18 protein-coding genes are annotated in these 16,562 nt (G+C 71.3%); 9 read left to right on the plus strand and 9 right to left on the minus strand.

Annotated features, from left to right (window positions below; genetic code table 11):
- Positions 1 to 106: 106 nt before the first annotated feature.
- Complete coding sequence (locus ACFQU4_RS27955) at positions 107 to 727, plus strand: class I SAM-dependent methyltransferase (protein WP_377498384.1); 621 nt, start codon at positions 107 to 109, stop codon at positions 725 to 727.
- Positions 728 to 749: 22 nt separating this feature from the next.
- Here ACFQU4_RS27955 and ACFQU4_RS27960 read toward each other — a convergent pair whose 3' ends face one another.
- A complete protein-coding gene (locus ACFQU4_RS27960) occupies positions 750 to 1,454 on the minus strand; it encodes a hypothetical protein (RefSeq protein WP_377498386.1) in 705 nt (234 codons plus the stop codon).
- A 56-nt stretch (positions 1,455 to 1,510) separates the two neighbouring features.
- The gene (locus ACFQU4_RS27965) at positions 1,511 to 2,689 is read right to left on the minus strand and encodes an ROK family protein (protein WP_377498388.1); all 1,179 of its coding nucleotides are present in this window, start codon (positions 2,687 to 2,689) and stop codon (positions 1,511 to 1,513) included.
- 109 nt (positions 2,690 to 2,798) lie between these two features.
- On the opposite strand from ACFQU4_RS27965, the gene xylA reads away from it, so the two are divergent.
- Positions 2,799 to 3,989: a xylose isomerase gene (gene xylA, locus ACFQU4_RS27970; RefSeq protein WP_377498391.1), complete on the plus strand. Its 1,191-nt coding sequence runs from the start codon at positions 2,799 to 2,801 to the stop codon at positions 3,987 to 3,989.
- A gap of 6 nt (positions 3,990 to 3,995) precedes the next feature.
- On the opposite strand, the gene ACFQU4_RS27975 is transcribed toward xylA, so the two are convergent.
- Genes ACFQU4_RS27975 through ACFQU4_RS27985 form a run of 3 tightly spaced genes read right to left on the minus strand, consistent with a single transcriptional unit; the run spans position 3,996 to position 6,573 of the window.
- Positions 3,996 to 4,496: a GNAT family N-acetyltransferase gene (locus ACFQU4_RS27975; RefSeq protein WP_377498393.1), complete on the minus strand. Its 501-nt coding sequence runs from the start codon at positions 4,494 to 4,496 to the stop codon at positions 3,996 to 3,998.
- Entirely contained in the window at positions 4,493 to 5,875 is a 1,383-nt protein-coding gene (locus ACFQU4_RS27980) for a hypothetical protein (RefSeq protein ID WP_377498395.1), read from the minus strand. The genes ACFQU4_RS27975 and ACFQU4_RS27980 overlap by 4 nt, the downstream gene beginning before the upstream one ends.
- Entirely contained in the window at positions 5,872 to 6,573 is a 702-nt protein-coding gene (locus tag ACFQU4_RS27985) for a hypothetical protein (protein ID WP_377498397.1), read from the minus strand. Before ACFQU4_RS27985 ends, ACFQU4_RS27980 begins: the two co-directional genes overlap by 4 nt.
- A gap of 169 nt (positions 6,574 to 6,742) precedes the next feature.
- Between ACFQU4_RS27985 and holA the strand changes: the two genes are divergently transcribed.
- The gene (gene holA, locus ACFQU4_RS27990) at positions 6,743 to 7,723 is read left to right on the plus strand and encodes a DNA polymerase III subunit delta (protein ID WP_377498399.1); all 981 of its coding nucleotides are present in this window, start codon (positions 6,743 to 6,745) and stop codon (positions 7,721 to 7,723) included.
- A gap of 52 nt (positions 7,724 to 7,775) precedes the next feature.
- Positions 7,776 to 8,678: a polysaccharide deacetylase family protein gene (locus ACFQU4_RS27995; protein WP_377498463.1), complete on the plus strand. Its 903-nt coding sequence runs from the start codon at positions 7,776 to 7,778 to the stop codon at positions 8,676 to 8,678.
- 9 nt (positions 8,679 to 8,687) lie between these two features.
- Here ACFQU4_RS27995 and ACFQU4_RS28000 read toward each other — a convergent pair whose 3' ends face one another.
- Complete coding sequence (locus ACFQU4_RS28000) at positions 8,688 to 9,524, minus strand: helix-turn-helix domain-containing protein (protein WP_377498401.1); 837 nt, start codon at positions 9,522 to 9,524, stop codon at positions 8,688 to 8,690.
- A gap of 112 nt (positions 9,525 to 9,636) precedes the next feature.
- Between ACFQU4_RS28000 and ACFQU4_RS28005 the strand changes: the two genes are divergently transcribed.
- Positions 9,637 to 10,845 (plus strand): CynX/NimT family MFS transporter, encoded by a 1,209-nt coding sequence (locus ACFQU4_RS28005; RefSeq protein ID WP_377498403.1) that lies wholly within the window; start codon positions 9,637 to 9,639, stop codon positions 10,843 to 10,845.
- A 13-nt stretch (positions 10,846 to 10,858) separates the two neighbouring features.
- Here ACFQU4_RS28005 and ACFQU4_RS28010 read toward each other — a convergent pair whose 3' ends face one another.
- Positions 10,859 to 12,079 (minus strand): amidase, encoded by a 1,221-nt coding sequence (locus ACFQU4_RS28010; protein WP_377498405.1) that lies wholly within the window; start codon positions 12,077 to 12,079, stop codon positions 10,859 to 10,861.
- 46 nt (positions 12,080 to 12,125) lie between these two features.
- Positions 12,126 to 12,389, minus strand: a complete 264-nt coding sequence (gene rpsT / locus ACFQU4_RS28015) for a 30S ribosomal protein S20 (RefSeq protein ID WP_377498407.1) — start codon at positions 12,387 to 12,389, stop codon at positions 12,126 to 12,128.
- 120 nt (positions 12,390 to 12,509) lie between these two features.
- Here rpsT and ACFQU4_RS28020 point away from each other — a divergent pair, with 120 nt between their 5' ends.
- Positions 12,510 to 13,091, plus strand: a complete 582-nt coding sequence (locus ACFQU4_RS28020) for a carboxymuconolactone decarboxylase family protein (RefSeq protein ID WP_377498409.1) — start codon at positions 12,510 to 12,512, stop codon at positions 13,089 to 13,091.
- Between the two features lie 35 nt (positions 13,092 to 13,126).
- Positions 13,127 to 14,056, plus strand: coding sequence for a GNAT family N-acetyltransferase (locus ACFQU4_RS28025; RefSeq protein WP_377498411.1), 930 nt, complete (start codon positions 13,127 to 13,129; stop codon positions 14,054 to 14,056).
- 22 nt (positions 14,057 to 14,078) lie between these two features.
- On the opposite strand, the gene ACFQU4_RS28030 is transcribed toward ACFQU4_RS28025, so the two are convergent.
- The gene (locus tag ACFQU4_RS28030; RefSeq protein WP_377498412.1) at positions 14,079 to 15,059 is read right to left on the minus strand and encodes an NAD(P)-dependent alcohol dehydrogenase; all 981 of its coding nucleotides are present in this window, start codon (positions 15,057 to 15,059) and stop codon (positions 14,079 to 14,081) included.
- A gap of 375 nt (positions 15,060 to 15,434) precedes the next feature.
- Here ACFQU4_RS28030 and ACFQU4_RS28035 point away from each other — a divergent pair, with 375 nt between their 5' ends.
- Together ACFQU4_RS28035 and ACFQU4_RS28040 are read left to right on the plus strand one after the other, a co-directional pair.
- Positions 15,435 to 16,415, plus strand: coding sequence for a Gfo/Idh/MocA family protein (locus ACFQU4_RS28035; protein WP_377498414.1), 981 nt, complete (start codon positions 15,435 to 15,437; stop codon positions 16,413 to 16,415).
- Positions 16,400 to 16,555, plus strand: coding sequence for a hypothetical protein (locus tag ACFQU4_RS28040; RefSeq protein WP_377498416.1), 156 nt, complete (start codon positions 16,400 to 16,402; stop codon positions 16,553 to 16,555). Before ACFQU4_RS28035 ends, ACFQU4_RS28040 begins: the two co-directional genes overlap by 16 nt.
- Positions 16,556 to 16,562 lie beyond the last annotated feature (7 nt).

Raw genomic sequence — 16,562 nt, forward strand, 5'->3', positions numbered from 1 at the left:
CGGAAGCTGGCAGACCTCAGGCGGGACGTGACCATTTGGGCGATCGATGGTGCACTGGTGAACGCGCAAGTTGGTTGGGGTGCGGGCCGATGCGGAGGTTCTGGCAGTGACCGGTGGTCCGGGAGACTTTCACGAGCGGCTGACCGGGCAGCCGTGGGACGACTCGTACCGCGATACCAGGCCGCCTTGGGATGCCGGCCGGCCGCATGCGGCGGTCGTACGGCTGGCCGAGGAGGGGGCCTTTGCCGGGCGGGTTCTCGATGCCGGCTGCGGGACCGGCGAGAACGCGATCGAGGTGGCGGCGCGTGGCCTGGAGGTGCTCGGCGTCGACGTGGCGCCCACGGCCATCGAGGTGGCCAGGTCCAAGGCGGCCGCGCGTGGCGTGAACCTGGATTTCCTGGTGGGTGACGCTCTGCAGCTGGGCCGGTTGGGCCGGGAGTTCCAGACGATTCTGGACTGCGGGCTGTTCCACACCTTCGATGATCAGGAGCGGCAGCGGTACGTCGACAGCCTGGCCACGGTGACGGCGAGGGGCGGGTTGGTTCACCTGCTGTGCTTCAACGACACCACCCCGGGTAACGGCGGGCCGCGCCACGTGTCTCAGGCGGAGCTTCGTTCGGCGTTCCGCGACGGCTGGCGGGTGGTACGGATCGACGCGGATCGGTACGAAACCAAGTTCGACAAGCAGGGTGCGCCGGCCTGGCTGGCCAGAATCGAGCGTCGGTAGGTGCGCTCAGCAGCGAAGTTGATCATGATCGGGTCGGGCTGACGAGATACCGACCGGGTTGCTGTAGGCCGCCGTGATCATGCTCCAGTCCGAGCGGGTAGCCAAGATCAGCAAGGAGCTGTTCGACGGTCTCTCTTGGCAGGGCTGGGGGAGCGGTGATCGATTGGAGCCGGACCGGCTGGACCCGGGCGGAGAACGCGTAGCGGAACTCGTCGTCGCCGGCGTAGGACAACGCGATGCGCCCGGTCCACTCCAGCCGGAGCCGAGCTCCGTCGGTTGCCGAGAAGGTGATGCGGTGATCGATGACGCTGTCGTGACCGGTCAGGTAGAGGCCGATCGCCGGCTCGAACGAACCGACGCGACCGGGATCAGGATCGACGATCCAGGTCCGGCCGGGCAGCTCGGCCAGTGGCGTCGGCTGGTCGAAGCCGGAGACCAGGAAGCCGGGATACTCGGACCAATAGGTCGAGGACAGCGTGCAATTCCGGTAGTTCGTCCAGGTCTCTGCCGACCGCCAGTCGTCCTCGTCCGTACTGAGTCCGGGCGATTCGGCGTCGTAGTCGGCCGTCCTCAGATGGAGGTGGAACCATAGGCCGCTCTCCGGTCGGAGCTCGGCCGTCCACGCGAACTCGGTGATGACGTGACCGGCCGGCCACGGGTTGCCGTGGAAGAAGATCCGACCGAGCTGACCATCGCTGTGGTCATGATCAGCGAACGGGGTGAACATGCAGCGCAGCCTGTCAAAGATGGCGGAGGAGGGGAAGGGGCCCGGTCCGGACGGGCTCATCCCTCGGCCGGCGGCGGGGACGTGGGCAGCTCGGCGTACGGGTTCGTGATCAGGGATTCGAAGATCAACTCGGCCGGGCCGATCAGCGGCAGGTCGGAGCCCAGGGTGGCGCGGCGGATCTCGGGCGGGGTGCCGAGGGCGGCGAAGGCGTAGCGGGCGATGGCGTCGTCCAGGCGGGCCGGGTCGGCGGCCTGCAGGGAGCCCAGGAAGCCGCCGAGGATGATCAGTTCCGGGTCGAAGGCGTTGCTGAAGTTGATCATGGCCTGGGCCAGCCAGTCGAGCTGCCTGACGATCTCGGTCCGGGCCGGTGAGTCGCCGGCCAGCAGCCGGCGTTCCAGGTCGTCGGGGGCCGCGTCGGTGAGGTCGAGCGCGGTCAGCAGGCGGTCCCGGGTCACCTCGGTCTCCAGGCAACCGCGGCGGCCGCAGTGGCAGGGTGCGCCGTCCGGGTTGACCGTGGTGTGACCGAGCTCGCCGGCGAAGCCGGACCGGCCACGCAGCGGGCGGCCCTCGATCAGCACCCCACCGCCGATTCCGCTGGCGCTGCCGTTCAGATAGACCACGGACCGGTGCCCGGCGGCGGCGCCGAAGGTCGCCTCGGCCACGGCGGCCAGCCGGGCATCGTTGGCCACCCTGGCCGGGATCGCCGTACCGGCGGTGAAGATCTCGGCGATCGGCTGGTCGCGCCAGCCCAGGTGCGGCGCCAGGACCACGGTGCCGTCGGCCTCCCGGACCAGCCCCGGCACCGCGACGCCGAGACCGACCACCCGCGCCCGCGGGGAGTCGCCGAGCAGCTTGCGGATCTCCCCGTCGGCCAGGGCGGCGGCTCGTTCCGGCGACGGCACCCGGCGGGTCGCCCGGCGCGCCCTGGCCCGGACCGCGCCGCCGAGTCCGACCAGCCCGACCGTGATCGCGTCGACATCGGGATTGACCGTCACGGCGACGAGGTCCGGATTCGGCTCGATCCTGGGGCTGGGCCGGCCGACGCCGTCGATCGCCGGTTCGGCCTCGACGACCAGGCCTAGCCCGGCCAGTTCGGCGACCAGCCCGCCGATGGTGGACCGGTTGAGCCGGGTCAGCCGGGTCAGTTCGGCCCGGCTGAGTCCGCGCCGGGTGTGCACCAGCCGCAGCACCGCGGACAGGTTGCGGCGCCGCGAGGAGTCCGTACCCGCTGACATCTTTCACCGGCCTTCCGTTGACGGCACCCGCCTTCGTTGACGATGATGATTGTGCGCGAATATGTTGCGGAGGGCAACAATTCAAAGATGATCAAGGAGCGTTGAAGACATGGCAGTCACCCCCACCCCTGCGGACAAGTTCTCGTTCGGCCTGTGGACCATCGGCTGGGTCGGCCAGGATCAGTTCGGGGCGCCGTCGCGGGAACCGCTGGACGTGGTCGAGGCGGTGACCAAGCTGGCCGAACTCGGCGCGTATGGGCTCACCTTCCACGACAACGACCTGTTCCCGTTCGAGGCGACCGACGCCGAACGGACAGCGCAGCTCGACCGGCTCAAGGGCGCGCTCTCCGACACCGGCGTCGTGGTCCCGATGGTCACCACCAACCTGTTCAGCCATCCCGTGTTCAAGGACGGCGGCTTCACCTCGAACGATCGCGCGGTGCGCCGATTCGCGCTGCGCAAGGTGATCCGCAATCTTGATCTTGCCGCGGAGATCGGCGCGGAGACGTTCGTCATGTGGGGTGGCCGCGAGGGCGGCGAGTACGACAGCGCGAAGGACGTCCGGTCCGCGCTGGCCCGCTACCGCGAGGCGGTCAACCTGCTCGCCGACTACGTGACCGATCAGGGCTACGGCCTGAAGTTCGCGATCGAGCCGAAGCCGAACGAGCCGCGCGGCGACATCCTGCTGCCCACCGTCGGCCACGCGCTCGCGTTCATCGAGACGCTGGACCGGTCCGAACTGTTCGGCGTCAACCCCGAGGTCGGCCACGAGCAGATGGCCGGGCTCAACTTCACCCATGCCATCGCGCAGGCGCTGGACGCCGGCAAGCTGTTCCACATCGACCTGAACGGCCAGCGCAGCATCAAGTACGACCAGGATCTGGTGTTCGGCCACGGCGACCTGCAGAACGCGTTCTCGCTGGTCGACCTGCTGGAGAACGGCGGCCCGGACGGCGGCCCGGCCTACGAGGGCCCGCGGCACTTCGACTACAAGCCGAGCCGGACCGAGGACTACGCCGGCGTCTGGGAGTCGGCCCGCGCCAACATGGCCACCTACCTGCTGCTGAAGGAGCGGGCCAAGGCGTTCCGGGCCGACCCGGAGGTGCAGCAGGCGCTGGCGGACGCCAAGGTGGCCGAGCTGGCCCAGCCGACGCTGAACGACGGCGAGTCGTACCAGGACCTGGTCGCGGACCGGTCCAGCTACGAGGACTTCGACGCCGAGAGCTACTACAACGCCCGCGGCTTCGGCTTCGTCCGGCTGCAGCAACTCGCCCTGGAGCACCTGCTCGGCGCCCGCTGAGGTCGGTCAGGAAGCGGTACGGACCCAGCGCTGCTCGCCGTCCACGGTCTCGTCGGTAGGGGTGAGGCCGGCCCGGGCGGCGACGCGCTGGGAGGCGACGTGCTCCGGATTGACGTACGCGCCGACGGCCCGGACGCCGTCGCCGATCAGCCACTCGACCAGCCCGATCGCGGCCTCGGACGCGTACCCGTGGCCCTGCCAGGCGGTGCCGATCTCCCAGGCGACGTCGGCCTCGCCGGCGGCGGTCCGGACGGTCGCCTGGACCACGCCGATCGGCGTCCCGTCCAGCCGGACGATCCAGTTCAGCCAGCGTTCGGCGCCGTCGGGGGAGAGGCCGCCGGCCAGCCGCCGGTAGCGGGCCCGGAGTTGATCAAGGTCCGGCGGGCTGCCGCCGGTGAAGGTGTAGAGGAGCGGGTCGGCCAGCACCCCGACCATGGCGTCGGCATCCTCCGGTACGACCGGGCGCAGCATCAGCCGGCGGGTCCGCAGCGCCGGGAACCCGGTCACTGCTCGGCGCCGGTCCTGGGGTCGAGGGTCTTGGTCACGCCGCCGCAGACGGCCACCACCGACTCGGATTCGCCGCGGTCGGTCAGCCGGCCGGCCGTCGGGTCGTCGCCGTCCGGCGCCCCGGCGAACCGCAGCTCGAGGCTGGCACCGCGGCCCGATTCGACCGCGCACGGGAAGGACCACACCTCCGTGCCGTCGGTGACCCGCAGACCGACGATCCGGTTGGCCTTGTCGTCGAACCGGTCCGTCCCGGCGATCACCAGGATCTCGCCGTACGACGCGGAGATCACGTCGGACGCGATCTCCGGGCCGCCCGGCAGCGAGGCCTTGACCGGCGAGATCGAGTAGCCGAGGGCCCGGTCCGTCGTCGGGGTGTAGCCGGTGAACCCGCTCAGCTGCTGGCAGCCGGCGCCGTGCACGACCAGGGTCCGGGCCGGTCCTTCGCCGGGCTGCCGCCAGGACACGCAGCTGAACAGCAGTTCCGGGGTCGGGTCGCCCGACCTGATCTGCTCGGTCCGCTGTGCCGCCAGCTGGGCCGCCGTCATCCCGATCCCGCCCATCCCGAGCACCAGTGCGATCAGCAGCGCGACCACGGTGCCGGCCGGTCGCTCCGGCCGGCGGCCGGGCAGCAGCCGCCAGGCCGCCCAACCGGCCACCAGCACGCCGACCCCGGCCAGGTAGAGCCGCGGGGTCGCCTCGGTGAACAGGGCCGCCCAGCGCATCGCCGACCCGGACACGGCGAGGTCCGCCGCCGCCTGCCGCAGCTCCGGCGCGAACACGGCCCGGCCGACCGCCAGCGGGATCACTGCGGCGACGCAGGCCAGCACCAGTGGCCAGATCCGCGGCGGGCGCCGGTCCGGCAGGTCGTCGATGTTCTGCCAGAGACTGCGCCAGGTCGTGGTGATCGCGGTCGCCACCCAGACCACGCCGAGCAGCACCGACAGCAGGGTGCCGAACAGTTCGCCCCGGATGATCACGCCGAAGATCATCACCAGCACCAGGGCGGCGCCGAGATAGGCGACCGGGAACAAGATCAGCCGGGCCACCCAGTGCCGGGACCGGATCAGCACGGCGATCGCCAGGCCGAAGATCAACAACCAGGTGCCGGTGCTGCGCTGGGTGGAGAACCAGGCCTCGCCGCCGGTCGCGAACGCGGCGGAGGCCAGCGGGGCCAGCTGGCCGAGCAGGGGATCGTCGTTGCCGCGGGCCAGCTCCGGCAGCCAGTAGGCGACGAAGAAGATCACGTTGACCACGACCATGATCAACATCGGCAGCCGGGACAGCTCCAGCACCCGCGTCGTCGGCAGGTAGCTGTCGTTGCGGGACAGTCCGGCCAGCGTCGGCTGGGTCGCCGTGCTGACCGAGGTGATGGTGCTCACCCGCCGACCCCGGATCGCTGGTCGTCCTCGGAGCTGCTGGCCAGGGTGCTGCCGAGGTCGGAGTCCTCGACGTAGGTCTCGTCGACGTACGGATCGACCCAGAGCCGCTCCGCCGGCGCCTCCGGGGCCGGTTCCTGCTCGGCCGACCACTCCACCCGGCGGATCGTGACGCCCTGGACGTCGACCATGTCGTCGACCACGTTGTACGGCAGCCAGGCCTCCCGCAGCACCTTGAGCAGGGACTGCCGCCGGATCTCGGCGTAGTCGTTCATCCGCATCGCCGTCCGGACCGCCACCTCGAGCTCCGCCTGGACGCCGCGGGCCAGGAACAGGCCGAGCTCGCCGCCGTAGTGCTCGGCCAGCTGCTGCAGCCCGTGGTACTCCTCGTCGTCCAGCAACCGCAGCAGCACCTGGAGTTCCATCCGGTGGATCATCCCGCCGTCGGCGGTGACGACGTCGTCGAGGGTGATCGCGGCCTCGATGGTGTCCGTGGTGACCGGCAGCACCTCGAGTGCGGGCAGCAGCGGCCACCAACTCGGCACCAGCAGCTCGCCGGGCAGCTTGATCCGGGCCGTCCGGCGGCCGTCGAAGAGGATCACGACCGTACCCGGGCGCACCCTGGCCAGCCGGTCCAGGAGTCGCCGCTCGCCGGTGAACAGATGCGGCGGGTCGGTGGCTTCGGGGACGGCTTCAGTCATGGCGTACTCAGCGGGTTCTGCGTGTCCTTGCGGGGCGGGTTGCGGGGGATGCGGGTTGGCATGTCAGTCCAAGACTGCATCACGCGCGCGGTTAGCGCCAGAATGCGGTCCCACTGCCGGACCGGAGAGTGTACGTCCGATTGTCGTACCGCAGTGGCAGGATGACCCCGTGCCGCCCTCCTCCAACCGCTCCGCCGTGCCGAGCACCCTGCTGGTCACCGGCCCCGAGTCGCTGCTGGCCGACCGCGCCGTCACCGACGTGCTCGCCAAGGCCCGCGCCGCCGCGCCGGAGCTCGAGGTGACCGAGGTCGAGGCGGTCCGGCTCGACCAGGGCCGGCTGGCTGAGTTGGCCAGCCCGTCGCTGTTCTCGAGCTCCCGGGCGGCGGTGATCCGCAACCTGTCCGAGCTGTCGTCGGACCTGTTCGACCCGGTGCTGGAGATCGCCGGCGCCAAGGTCGAGGACCTGACGCTGGTCCTGGTGCACGGCGGCGGCAACAAGGGCAAGGGCCTGCTGGACAAGCTGAAGAAGCTGAAGCCGGTGACGGTGGTCGACTGCCCGCAGGTCAAGGCCTGGGAGCTGCCCAAGTTCGTCTCCGCGGAGGTACGGCAGGCGGGCGGCACCCTGGAGCCCGAGGCGGCCCAGTTCCTGGTCGACGCGATCGGCCACGACCTGCGGTCCCTGGCCGCCGGCGTACGGCAGCTGATCGCCGACACCGAGGGCCGGATCGACGTCGCCACCATCCGGCGCTACTTCGGCGGCCGGGCCGAGGTGACCAGCTTCGCGGTGGCCGACGCCGCGCTGGCCGGCCGCACCGGCGAGGCAATGGAGCAGCTGCGCTGGGCCACCTCGACCGGGGTCGCGCCGGTGCTGGTCACCAGCGCGCTCGCCTCCGGGCTGCGCGGGCTGGCGAAGTTGATCAGTGCGCCGGGCGGGCTGCGCGAGCCGGACCTGGCCCGCGAGGTCGGCGTACCGCCGTGGAAACTCAAGACGATGCGGGGTCAGGCGCGCGGCTGGGACTCGTCCGGACTGGCCTCCGCGCTACACGCCGTGGCCGCCGCCGATGCGGCCGTGAAGGGCGCCGAGGGTGACGCGGAGTACGCGCTGGAGCGGGCCGTGCTGGCGGTCGCCGGAGCCCGTACCCGACGGTGATCAACGGGGCCTCGACGTGGCGTTCACCACGGCGGCCCGTGGTGTGCATTGGATGTACTCATCGAGGGGTATCGTCGGCCCGGTGCGTTTCAAGCGATCCGTGCCTGCGTCTGCGGCTGCGGTAATTCTGATCGGTTTTTCCCTTCTGCTCGGGGCATGTGGGAGCGTTCCACCCGGTACAGCCGGAAGTCCTCCAGCCTCGTCCACCGGCACCACGTCCGAGTCGCCCGGCGGTTCGCCGAGTGCGCCGGCGAGTTCTGAGGCACCGGATTCGCCGAGCCCGACCCCGACTCCGCCGGCCAGCTCCGAGCCGCCGGAGAAGCCCGCGGTCGACTGCAAGAAGCTCAAGTGCTTCGCGCTCACCTACGACGACGGGCCGAGCCCCGAGACGACGCCGGAGTTGATCAAGCTCCTGAAGAAGTACAAGGCGAAGGCCACCTTCTTCCAGCTCGGCAACCTTGCCGCCGAGTACCCGGAACTGGTCAAGGAGATCCACGAGATCGGCTCCGAGGTGGCGAACCACTCGTGGGACCACGACTCGCTGGACCGGAAGTCGGTCGACGGGGCGTACCAGGACATGAAGAAGGCGTCGGACGCGATCGAGAAGGGTTGCGGCTGCAAGGTCACCCTGATGCGGCCGCCGTACGGTGCGACCGACAAGGGCGTCGACAAGGCGACCAAGAAGCTCGGGCTGGCCCAGATCCTCTGGGACGTCGACACCCTCGACTGGGACACCCACGATCCGTACGACATCAAGAGCAAGGTCCTGCACGGCGCGGCCAAGAACCGGATCGTGCTGATGCACGACATCCACCAAACCACGATCAATGCCCAGGAAGACATCATCAAGGGCCTGCAGGACAAGGGCTACACGCTGGTCACGGTGTCCGAGATGCTCGGCGAGACGACGCCCGGCAAGCGGTACCCGAAGTCCTGGGCCAACTACGGCAACTGAGCGCCGGGTTCAGGAGATCGAGCGGAGCGGCCCGGACGACCGCCGGCGCAGGTCGTCGACGGTCTCCGCGGTCTGATCGTCGGCGGCCAGGAACACGACCAGTTGCTGGCCGTCGCCGGGCAGTTCGAGCGTCTCGCGGAGCAGGGTGAGCCGTGGTCCGGTCGGGTGGTCCAGCCGGAGCGGCCCGCGATCGGGCACCCGGTGATGCCGGAGCCGATCGGTGAACTCCGGCCCGCCGGTCGCCGCGAGTTCGGTGGTGAGCCATTCGGAGTTCTCGACCGTCGGGGTCAGCCAGAGGTCGAATGCCTGCTCGTCCGCCACGGCGTCCCAGTCGACGAAGATCGTCCGGGCCCGGCGGTCGGTGAAGACGTACCGGGTGAGGTTGGGCGGGTCGGCGTCGAGCATCCCGGTGTCACTGGCGATCGCCCGGAACCCCGTCGTGTGGGCGAGTACGTCACCGAGCCGGTTGGTGACGATCGCGAGGCCGGGCTCGAGCAGCCGCAGCGTGGCCAGCACCGAGGGCCGGACCTGCCGCCGCGGCGGCTCCGGCCGGACGTCGGCACCGCAGGGACTGCTGCTGAGCCGGGCCAGATAGCGCAGGTGGTCCCGCTCCGGAAGGGTGAGGCCGAGCGCGTCCGCGAGCGCGTTGACGACGGCCGGGGACGGGCTGCGGTCGCGACCCTGTTCGATTCGGGTCAGATACTCCACGCTGATGCCGGCCCGCGCGGCCAGGTCGAGCCGGCGCAGTCCGGGCGACCGCCGTCGCTCCCGATCCGGCAGGCCGAGCGTCTCGGGCTGGATGCTGTCGCGCTTGGCCCGGATGAACCCTCCCAGCGGATTGCCCATGCCGCGAGCGTACGTGGCGGGCTGCCGGCCGTGCAGGCCCGAGCCTGACCCTGGCGGGGCCAGCCTGAGCACGGTCTGGCTGCCGTCGCGGGACGGCCCGATCGTTGACGGCATGGACGCCCGACCGGCCGACCCTTCTGCCGCAATGGACCGACCGATCTCGTCCGGGCGCTCCGGCCGGGCGCTGCTGCTCTGGGGACTGCTGGTGGTGGCGGCGAATCTCCGGGCCGGGCTGACCGGGGTCGGTCCGCTGCTGGACCGGGTGCAGGCCGACCTGGGCCTGACCCCGGCCGTCGCCGGTCTGCTGAACACGGTCCCGCTGCTGCTGTTCGCCGCGGTGTCGCCGTTCGTGCCGCGGCTCGCGGCGCGCTGGGGAGCCGAGCGGCTGCTGGGCGGTGCGCTCGTGGTGCTGGCGTCCGGGATCCTGCTGCGGTCGGCGTCCGGCGCGGCGGGGCTGTTCGCGGGGACGTGCCTGATCGGTGCCGGCATCGCCGTCGGCAACGTGATCCTGCCCAGCCTGATCAAGCGTGACTTCCCGGACCGGGTGGGCCTGCTGACCGGTGCGTACGCGACCGTGATGGGCGGGGTGGCCGCGGTCGCCTCCGGCGTGGCGGTGCCGATCGCCGAGGCCGCGACCGGTGGCTGGCGGACCGCGCTCGGCTGCTGGGCGGTGCTGGCGGCGGTCGCCGTCGTCGGCTGGCTGCCGCGGCTGCGGACCCGCCCGCCGGCCGCGCCGGTACGGCAGCGGCAGCGGTTGCCGTGGGCGTCGCCGCTGGCCTGGGCGGTCACGGCCTTCCTGGGCCTGCAGTCGTTGGGCTTCTATGTCGTGATCACCTGGCTGCCGCAGCTGGTCCGGTCGGCCGGCTTCGGCGCCGCCGAGGCGGGCTGGCTGCTGTTCCTGTTCCAGGCGGTCGCGGTGCTGGCCGGCCTCGCGGTGCCGGTCGCCCTGCGCCGGGGCCGGGACCAGCGGGTGCCGGCGGTGGTGAGTTCGGCGCTGCTCCTCACCGGGTACGCCGGCCTGCTGCTGGCCCCGGGCCTGGCCTGGCTCTGGAGCGTCGTCCTCGGGCTCGGCGGCGGCGCCTGCCTGGTGCTGGCGCTCGCCTTCCTCGGGCTGCGGGCCCGGGACTCCGCCGCGGCCGGCGCGCTGTCGGCGATGGCCCAGTCGGTCGGCTATCTGCTGGCCGCCGCCGGACCGGTGGCCTTCGGGCTGCTGCATTCGGCCGGCGGGGGGTGGCAGGTCCCGATGCTGCTGCTCTGCGGGGTCGCGGCCGGGCAGGTCGCCGTCGCCTTCGTCGCGGGCGCCCGGCGCGAGGTGCGGTGATCGGGAGGTCGAGTCAGGACCGGCCGGACAGCGCCGCGCAGAGCCCGTCGGCCCAGCCCAGCAGCGCCTCGTCGCGACCCGGGGCGGCGGCGAACTGGAGGCCGAGCGGCAGCCCGTCCTCGGTCCGGCCCGCGGGTACGCCGAGCACGGGCAGCCGGGCCTGCGTCCAGGGCAGGTTCATCAGCGGGCTGCCGGTCGTGTCGAGGCCGTGCGGTGCCGGCCCGGTCGCGGCCGGAGCGACGTACGCATCGCTGCCGGCCAACGCGTCGACGACCGTGTCGGCGAACGCCGTCCGGTCCCGCAGCGCCGCCTCGTAGTCGCGCCGGTCGACCGTCCGGCCGTACCGGATCGCCGCGGCCGTGCGCGGGTCGTAGAGCTCGGAATGATCATCGAACCACGCCTCGTGCGAGCCGGCCAGCTCGTACCCGTTGATCATGAAGTTGCGCTCGTTGACCTGCTCGATGTCGGCGAACAGGTCGACGTCGCGGATCCGGTAGCCGGCCTCGCGCAGGCAGGCCAACTGGCGTTCGAACGCGGTCAGGGCGGCCGGTTCGGCCTGAGCGAGATAGGCGCCGCGGGGGACCGCCAGCGTCGGCAGCCCGGTTGGGCCGTCGGGCTGCCAGCCCGGCACAGTGGCCGCGGCGACCCGGTGCAGCACCTCGGGATCGGCGGCCAGGAAGCCGACCGTGTCGAACGTCGGCGCGTTGGCGATCACTCCGTCGGTGCCGATCCTGGCGAACGTGGGCTTGAAGCCGAGGACTCCGCAGTAGGCGGCCGGCCGGATCACCGAGCCGACCGTCTGGGTGCCCAGCGCGATCGGGGCGAGCCCGGCGCCGACCGCGGCGGCCGAGCCGCTGCTGGACCCGCCGGGTGTGTGTTCCAGCCGGTGCGGGTTGAGAGTCTCGCCGGGCGCCAGGTACGCGAACTCGGCGGTCACCGTCTTGCCCAGCACGACGGCACCCGCGTCGAGCAGGCTGGTGATCAAGGGGCCGGGCCGGCCGGTGATCAACTCGGCCGGCAGCCGGGAACCGGCCCGGGTCGGCAGGCCGGCGACGTGGAACACGTCCTTGACCGCGACCGGCAGGCCGTAGAGCGGCGGCCGGTTCGCGGGATCGGGCCAGCGGCGCGCCAGCTCATCGAGGGCGCGCCGGACCCGCGACGATCGATCGGGTTCGTCGACGTACGCGCGGAGGCGCGGGTTCTCGGCCTCGATCCGTGCCAGCAGGTCGATCATGACACCATCGCCATGATGCGCGCCCACGGGTCGGGCCGAGCGGGTTTCAGCCGAGCTTGGCGGCCTGGGCGGAGATGGCCGACTTGCGGTTCGCGGCCTGGTTCTTGTGAATGACGCCCTTGCTCGCGGCCTTGTCCAGCAGCCGGGTCGCGGCCTTCGCGTACTCGGTCGCCTTGCTGGATTCGCCGGATTCGGCCGCCTCGCGGAACCGGCGAACGGACGTCTTCAAGGCGGACTTGACGGACTTGTTGCGCTGACGCGCCTTCTCATTCGTCTTGATCCGCTTGATCTGGGACTTGATGTTCGCCACGGGGCAGGCCTCTGACACTCTCTTCGTACGACGGGTGGACGTGCACGACCGAGCGGTCACGCGACGGTCGACTTTAGCAGTCCGGCTCCCGCCCGCTCAAATCAGGACGACACTGAGGAGATGCACCTGGCTGAGCCGCCCGAGGACGCCGACGTCCGGGCCCTGTACGACAGCGATCTCGTCACCCATGGCTACGTGATGAACCTGACCCGGCTGTGGGCCTGGCAGCCGGACGTGTTCCAGGCCTACCTGCAGGCTCGGTCGGCGGCCCTGGAGGGCAGCGGCCTGACCGACCGGGAGATCGCGCTGCTGGTGGTGACCGCCGCGACGACCCGGCGGGATTCCTACTGCTCGCTGGCCTGGGGTGCTCGGCTGGCCCAGCGCTCCGACGTGCCGACTGCGGTGGCCGTCCTCGGCGGGGAGTCCGGCGGCCTGGACGAGCGGGAGGCGGCGCTGGTCGACTGGGCCCGCGGCGTCGCCGGCGACCCGAACGGGACCACCGCCGCCGACGTCGAGCGGTTGCGGGCGGCCGGCTTCGAGGACCGGCAGATCCTTGCGCTGACCGTGTTCGTGGCGCTGCGGCTGGCGTTCTCGACGGTCAACGACGCGCTCGGTGCGCCGCCGGACCGGGAACTCGCCGACGCCGCGCCGGCTCCGGTGCTGGCGGCGGTCGACTTCGGCCGTCCGGTCGCTGGGATCTGAGTACGGCGCGGCCGGCCGGTCCGTATTCTTTGACTATGTCAAAGGTTTCGGTCGAGCCGGACGCCGTGGACCGGGTCCGCTCCTTCAACCGCTTTTACACCAAGATCATCGGCGTGCTGGACGAGGGCCTGGTCGGCTCCCCGTACAGCCTGGCCGAGGCGCGGGTGCTCTTCGAACTCGCCGCGGCCGGCCGGACGGACGTCGTCGATCTGCGTACGGAACTCGGCCTCGATCCCGGCTACGCCACCCGGATCCTGGACCGGCTGACCGCCGCCGGCCTGGTCGAGCGGGACCGGTCCGCGCTCGACCGGCGCCGGCAGACCGTTGCGCTGACCGAGGCCGGCCGGGCCGCGTTCGAGGAGCTGAACCGCGGCTCGGTGCGCGACGTCTCCGGGCTGCTGGAGCCGCTCGCTGGCCCCGACCGGACCCGGTTGGTCGACGCCATGAGCACCGTACGGAAGCTGCTCGAACCGCCCGCCGAGCGGCGGGTGGTGGAGCTCCGCGAACCGGCGCCCGGCGACCTCGGCTGGGTAGTCGAGCGGAACGCCGCGCTCTATGCCGAGGAGTACGGCTGGGACGTGAGCTACGAAGCCCTGGTCGCCCGGATCGTCGCCGACTTCGCCGAGACCGCGACCCCGGACCAGGCGAGGGCCTGGATCGCGACCGTCGACGGACAGCGGGCCGGCTGCGTCTTCTGCGTCCGTGACGACGACGAGACCGCCCGGCTGCGGCTGCTGCTCACCGAGCCGTGGGCCCGCGGACTCGGCCTGGGCACCCGGCTGGTCGAGGCCTGCGTCGAGTTCGCCCGGGCCTCCGGCTACCGCCGGCTGGTGCTCTGGACCAACGACGTCCTGTCCGCCGCCCGCCGGATCTACCAGCGGGCCGGCTTCCGGCTGGTCGGCGAGGAACGCCACCACAGCTTCGGCGCCGACCTGGTCGGCCAGACCTGGGAGCTCGACCTGTGATCATCGGGAACGGTCCTCACCGTCACGACTCCTCGACGGTGAGGACGACGCTGCCCTTCTTCCGGCCGGTGTCGACGTACCGGTGTGCTTCGGCGATCTGGGCCAGCGGATAGGTCCGGTCCACGACCGGGATGATCAGCTTCTCCTCGAGGAGGCCCTTGAGCATGATCAATCCCTGCGTCTTCTCCTCGTCCCGGCGCAGACCGGCCGCGGCGATCACCGCCCTCTTGTCGCCGATCCTGGAGGTCAGCAGCATCTGGGGATAGATCGCGAAGCTGGGGACGGTCGTGAGGTAGACGCCGCCGGCTTCGAGGATTCTCCGGCAGCGGGCGAAGGAACTCTTGCCGACCGTGTCGAAGACGATGTCGTAGCGCCGATCGCCCTCGGTGAAGTCCTCGGCCGTGTAGTCGATCACGTCGTCGGCACCCAGCGCGCGCACCAGGTCGAGGTTGGCGGCACTGCAGACGCCGGTGACGTCGGCGCCGAGGTGTCGGGCCAGCTGGACCGCGGCGGTGCCGACCGAGCCGGAGGCGCCGTTGATCAGGACCCGGTGACCGGGCCGGAGCTTCGCCTTGTCCCGAAGGAAGTACAGCGAGGTCGACCCGCCGTCGACGATCGCGGCGGCGGCCGTCGCCGACAGGTTGAAGGGCATGATCGACAACGCTCCGCCCTCGCGGACGCAGACGTACTCGGCGGCACAGCCGGCCCTGATGCCGGTCTCGCCGAACACCTCGTCACCGGGACTGAACGACGTCACCGCCGGGCCCACGGCCTCCACTCGGCCGGCGAACTCGGTGCTCGGCACCGCCTGCCGCGGCCGGCGGAGGCCCGTGAACAGCCGGCCGACGAGCGGGCGGCCCTGCCGCATCATGCTGTGCGCGGCCGAGACGGTGGTCGCTCGGACCCGGACGAGGATCTCGTCGTCGGCCGGGACCGGGCTGGGAATCTCCTCGAGCCGGAAGACCTCAGGCGACCCGTAGCGGGTGGCGACGATGGCTTTCATGCGGGTGCTCCTGATCCGACGCCGGCGTTGGCTGCACCCGGTCCGTGCCCGCACCGGAAGCGGGATGCGTCGGTGGGTCCGCGGCGCGATCATCGAGCCGGGATCCGGGCGCATCATGGCGGGCTCGCCGGCCAGGACCCACGAACCCCCGAACGTGGCAGCCGAGCCGCTGAGCCGGCTGTCCTCTCGACGCGAATCTACCCCGGTCGGCCGGGCTCGACCGGGAATTCGTTGTTCTGGTTCGGCACCGGCCGGTGATCATGAACCGCGGGTGATCATGAACCCCCGGAGGTGCCGGTTGATCATGGTGTCGAGGTGACCGAAGTCGGCCGACGGTGGTTCCGTGCCGGACATCGATCTGATCTACTGACGGGCATGACTGATCCGGTACGGGTGGGCGTGGTCGGGGCTGGCAGCATCGCGGTCCGCGGGATCCTTCCTCACCTCGCTCAGCCCGATCTTGCCGACCGGGTCTCCCTGGCCGCCGTCTGCGATCCGGTGCCCGGCCGGGCCGAGGCCGCCGCCGAGAAGTTCGGGGTCGCGCAGGCCTTCACGACGTACGAGGAACTGCTCGCCTCGGGGGACGTCGACGCGGTGACGATCGCGTCGCCGATCGGACTGCACTACGAGCAGGGCCGGCTGGCGCTCGAGGCTGGCAAGCACGTGCACTTCAACAAGACGATGACGGTGACCGTCGCGGAGGCGACCGAACTGATCGACCTCGCGGCCGCCCGGGACCTGCGGATCGTGGCCTCGCCGGGCGAGATGCTCCGGCCGCACCACGTACGCACCCGGGAGCTGATCGCCGAGGGTGCGATCGGCACCCTGTCCTGGGTGAGCTGCGGAGCCGCCTTCGGCACGTACCACGAGAACGAGTCGGTGCGCGGCGGCAGCGACGTGCTGTCGAACATCGACCCGTCCTGGTACTTCCGCAAGCCCGGCGGCGGCCCGATGTACGACATGACGGTCTATTCGCTGCACACCGTCACCGGCATCCTCGGCCCGGCGCGACGGGTGACCGCGATGTCGGGCGTCCGGGTGCCCACCCGCTCGTTCGGCGGCCGGTCCGTGGAGACCGATGCGGACGACAACACGGCGCTCTTGATCGACTTCGGCGACAACCTGTTCTGCGTGGCGACCGGCACCTCCGCGGGCACGATGACCGGCGGCATGGGCGGCGCCTTCTACGGTACGGACGGAACGATCAACGGTTTGCTGCTGAACGGCGAGCCGTTCGACTTCCCCGGCCGGAACCCGGCCGAGACCCACGCGCGCGGGCCGCTGAACCAGGCGCTGCTGCCGCACGTCACCGGGCACACCGGGAGATCGAGGAACAGCACGTGTACGAGGACGTGATGCAGCTCGTGGACTGGGTCCGCGACGGGACGCCGTCGATCGTCACGGCCGAGCACGCCCGGCACGTGATCGACATCATCGAGTCCGGTTACCGGGCGGCCACGACCGGGCAGACCCAGGACCTGACCACGACGTTCTGATCATGAC

It is taken from the genome of Microlunatus sp. GCM10028923 (genome assembly GCF_042666975.1).
Taxonomy (GTDB): domain Bacteria; phylum Actinomycetota; class Actinomycetes; order Propionibacteriales; family Propionibacteriaceae; genus Microlunatus.

Bases quoted from the DNA above. Each gene is read 5' to 3' on its own strand.
- ACFQU4_RS27985 (WP_377498397.1), bottom strand. From the start codon at position 6,573: ATGACTGAAGCCGTCCCCGAAGCCACCGACCCGCCGCATCTGTTCACC.
- ACFQU4_RS27995 (WP_377498463.1), top strand. From the start codon at position 7,776: ATGTACTCATCGAGGGGTATCGTCGGCCCGGTGCGTTTCAAGCGATCC.
- ACFQU4_RS27965 (WP_377498388.1), bottom strand. From the start codon at position 2,689: ATGTCAGCGGGTACGGACTCCTCGCGGCGCCGCAACCTGTCCGCGGTG.
- xylA (WP_377498391.1), top strand. From the start codon at position 2,799: ATGGCAGTCACCCCCACCCCTGCGGACAAGTTCTCGTTCGGCCTGTGG.
- ACFQU4_RS28010 (WP_377498405.1), bottom strand. From the start codon at position 12,079: ATGATCGACCTGCTGGCACGGATCGAGGCCGAGAACCCGCGCCTCCGC.
- ACFQU4_RS28025 (WP_377498411.1), top strand. From the start codon at position 13,127: ATGTCAAAGGTTTCGGTCGAGCCGGACGCCGTGGACCGGGTCCGCTCC.
- ACFQU4_RS28035 (WP_377498414.1), top strand. From the start codon at position 15,435: ATGACTGATCCGGTACGGGTGGGCGTGGTCGGGGCTGGCAGCATCGCG.
- ACFQU4_RS28020 (WP_377498409.1), top strand. From the start codon at position 12,510: ATGCACCTGGCTGAGCCGCCCGAGGACGCCGACGTCCGGGCCCTGTAC.
- ACFQU4_RS28005 (WP_377498403.1), top strand. From the start codon at position 9,637: ATGGACGCCCGACCGGCCGACCCTTCTGCCGCAATGGACCGACCGATC.
- ACFQU4_RS28000 (WP_377498401.1), bottom strand. From the start codon at position 9,524: ATGGGCAATCCGCTGGGAGGGTTCATCCGGGCCAAGCGCGACAGCATC.
- ACFQU4_RS27960 (WP_377498386.1), bottom strand. From the start codon at position 1,454: ATGTTCACCCCGTTCGCTGATCATGACCACAGCGATGGTCAGCTCGGT.
- ACFQU4_RS28030 (WP_377498412.1), bottom strand. From the start codon at position 15,059: ATGAAAGCCATCGTCGCCACCCGCTACGGGTCGCCTGAGGTCTTCCGG.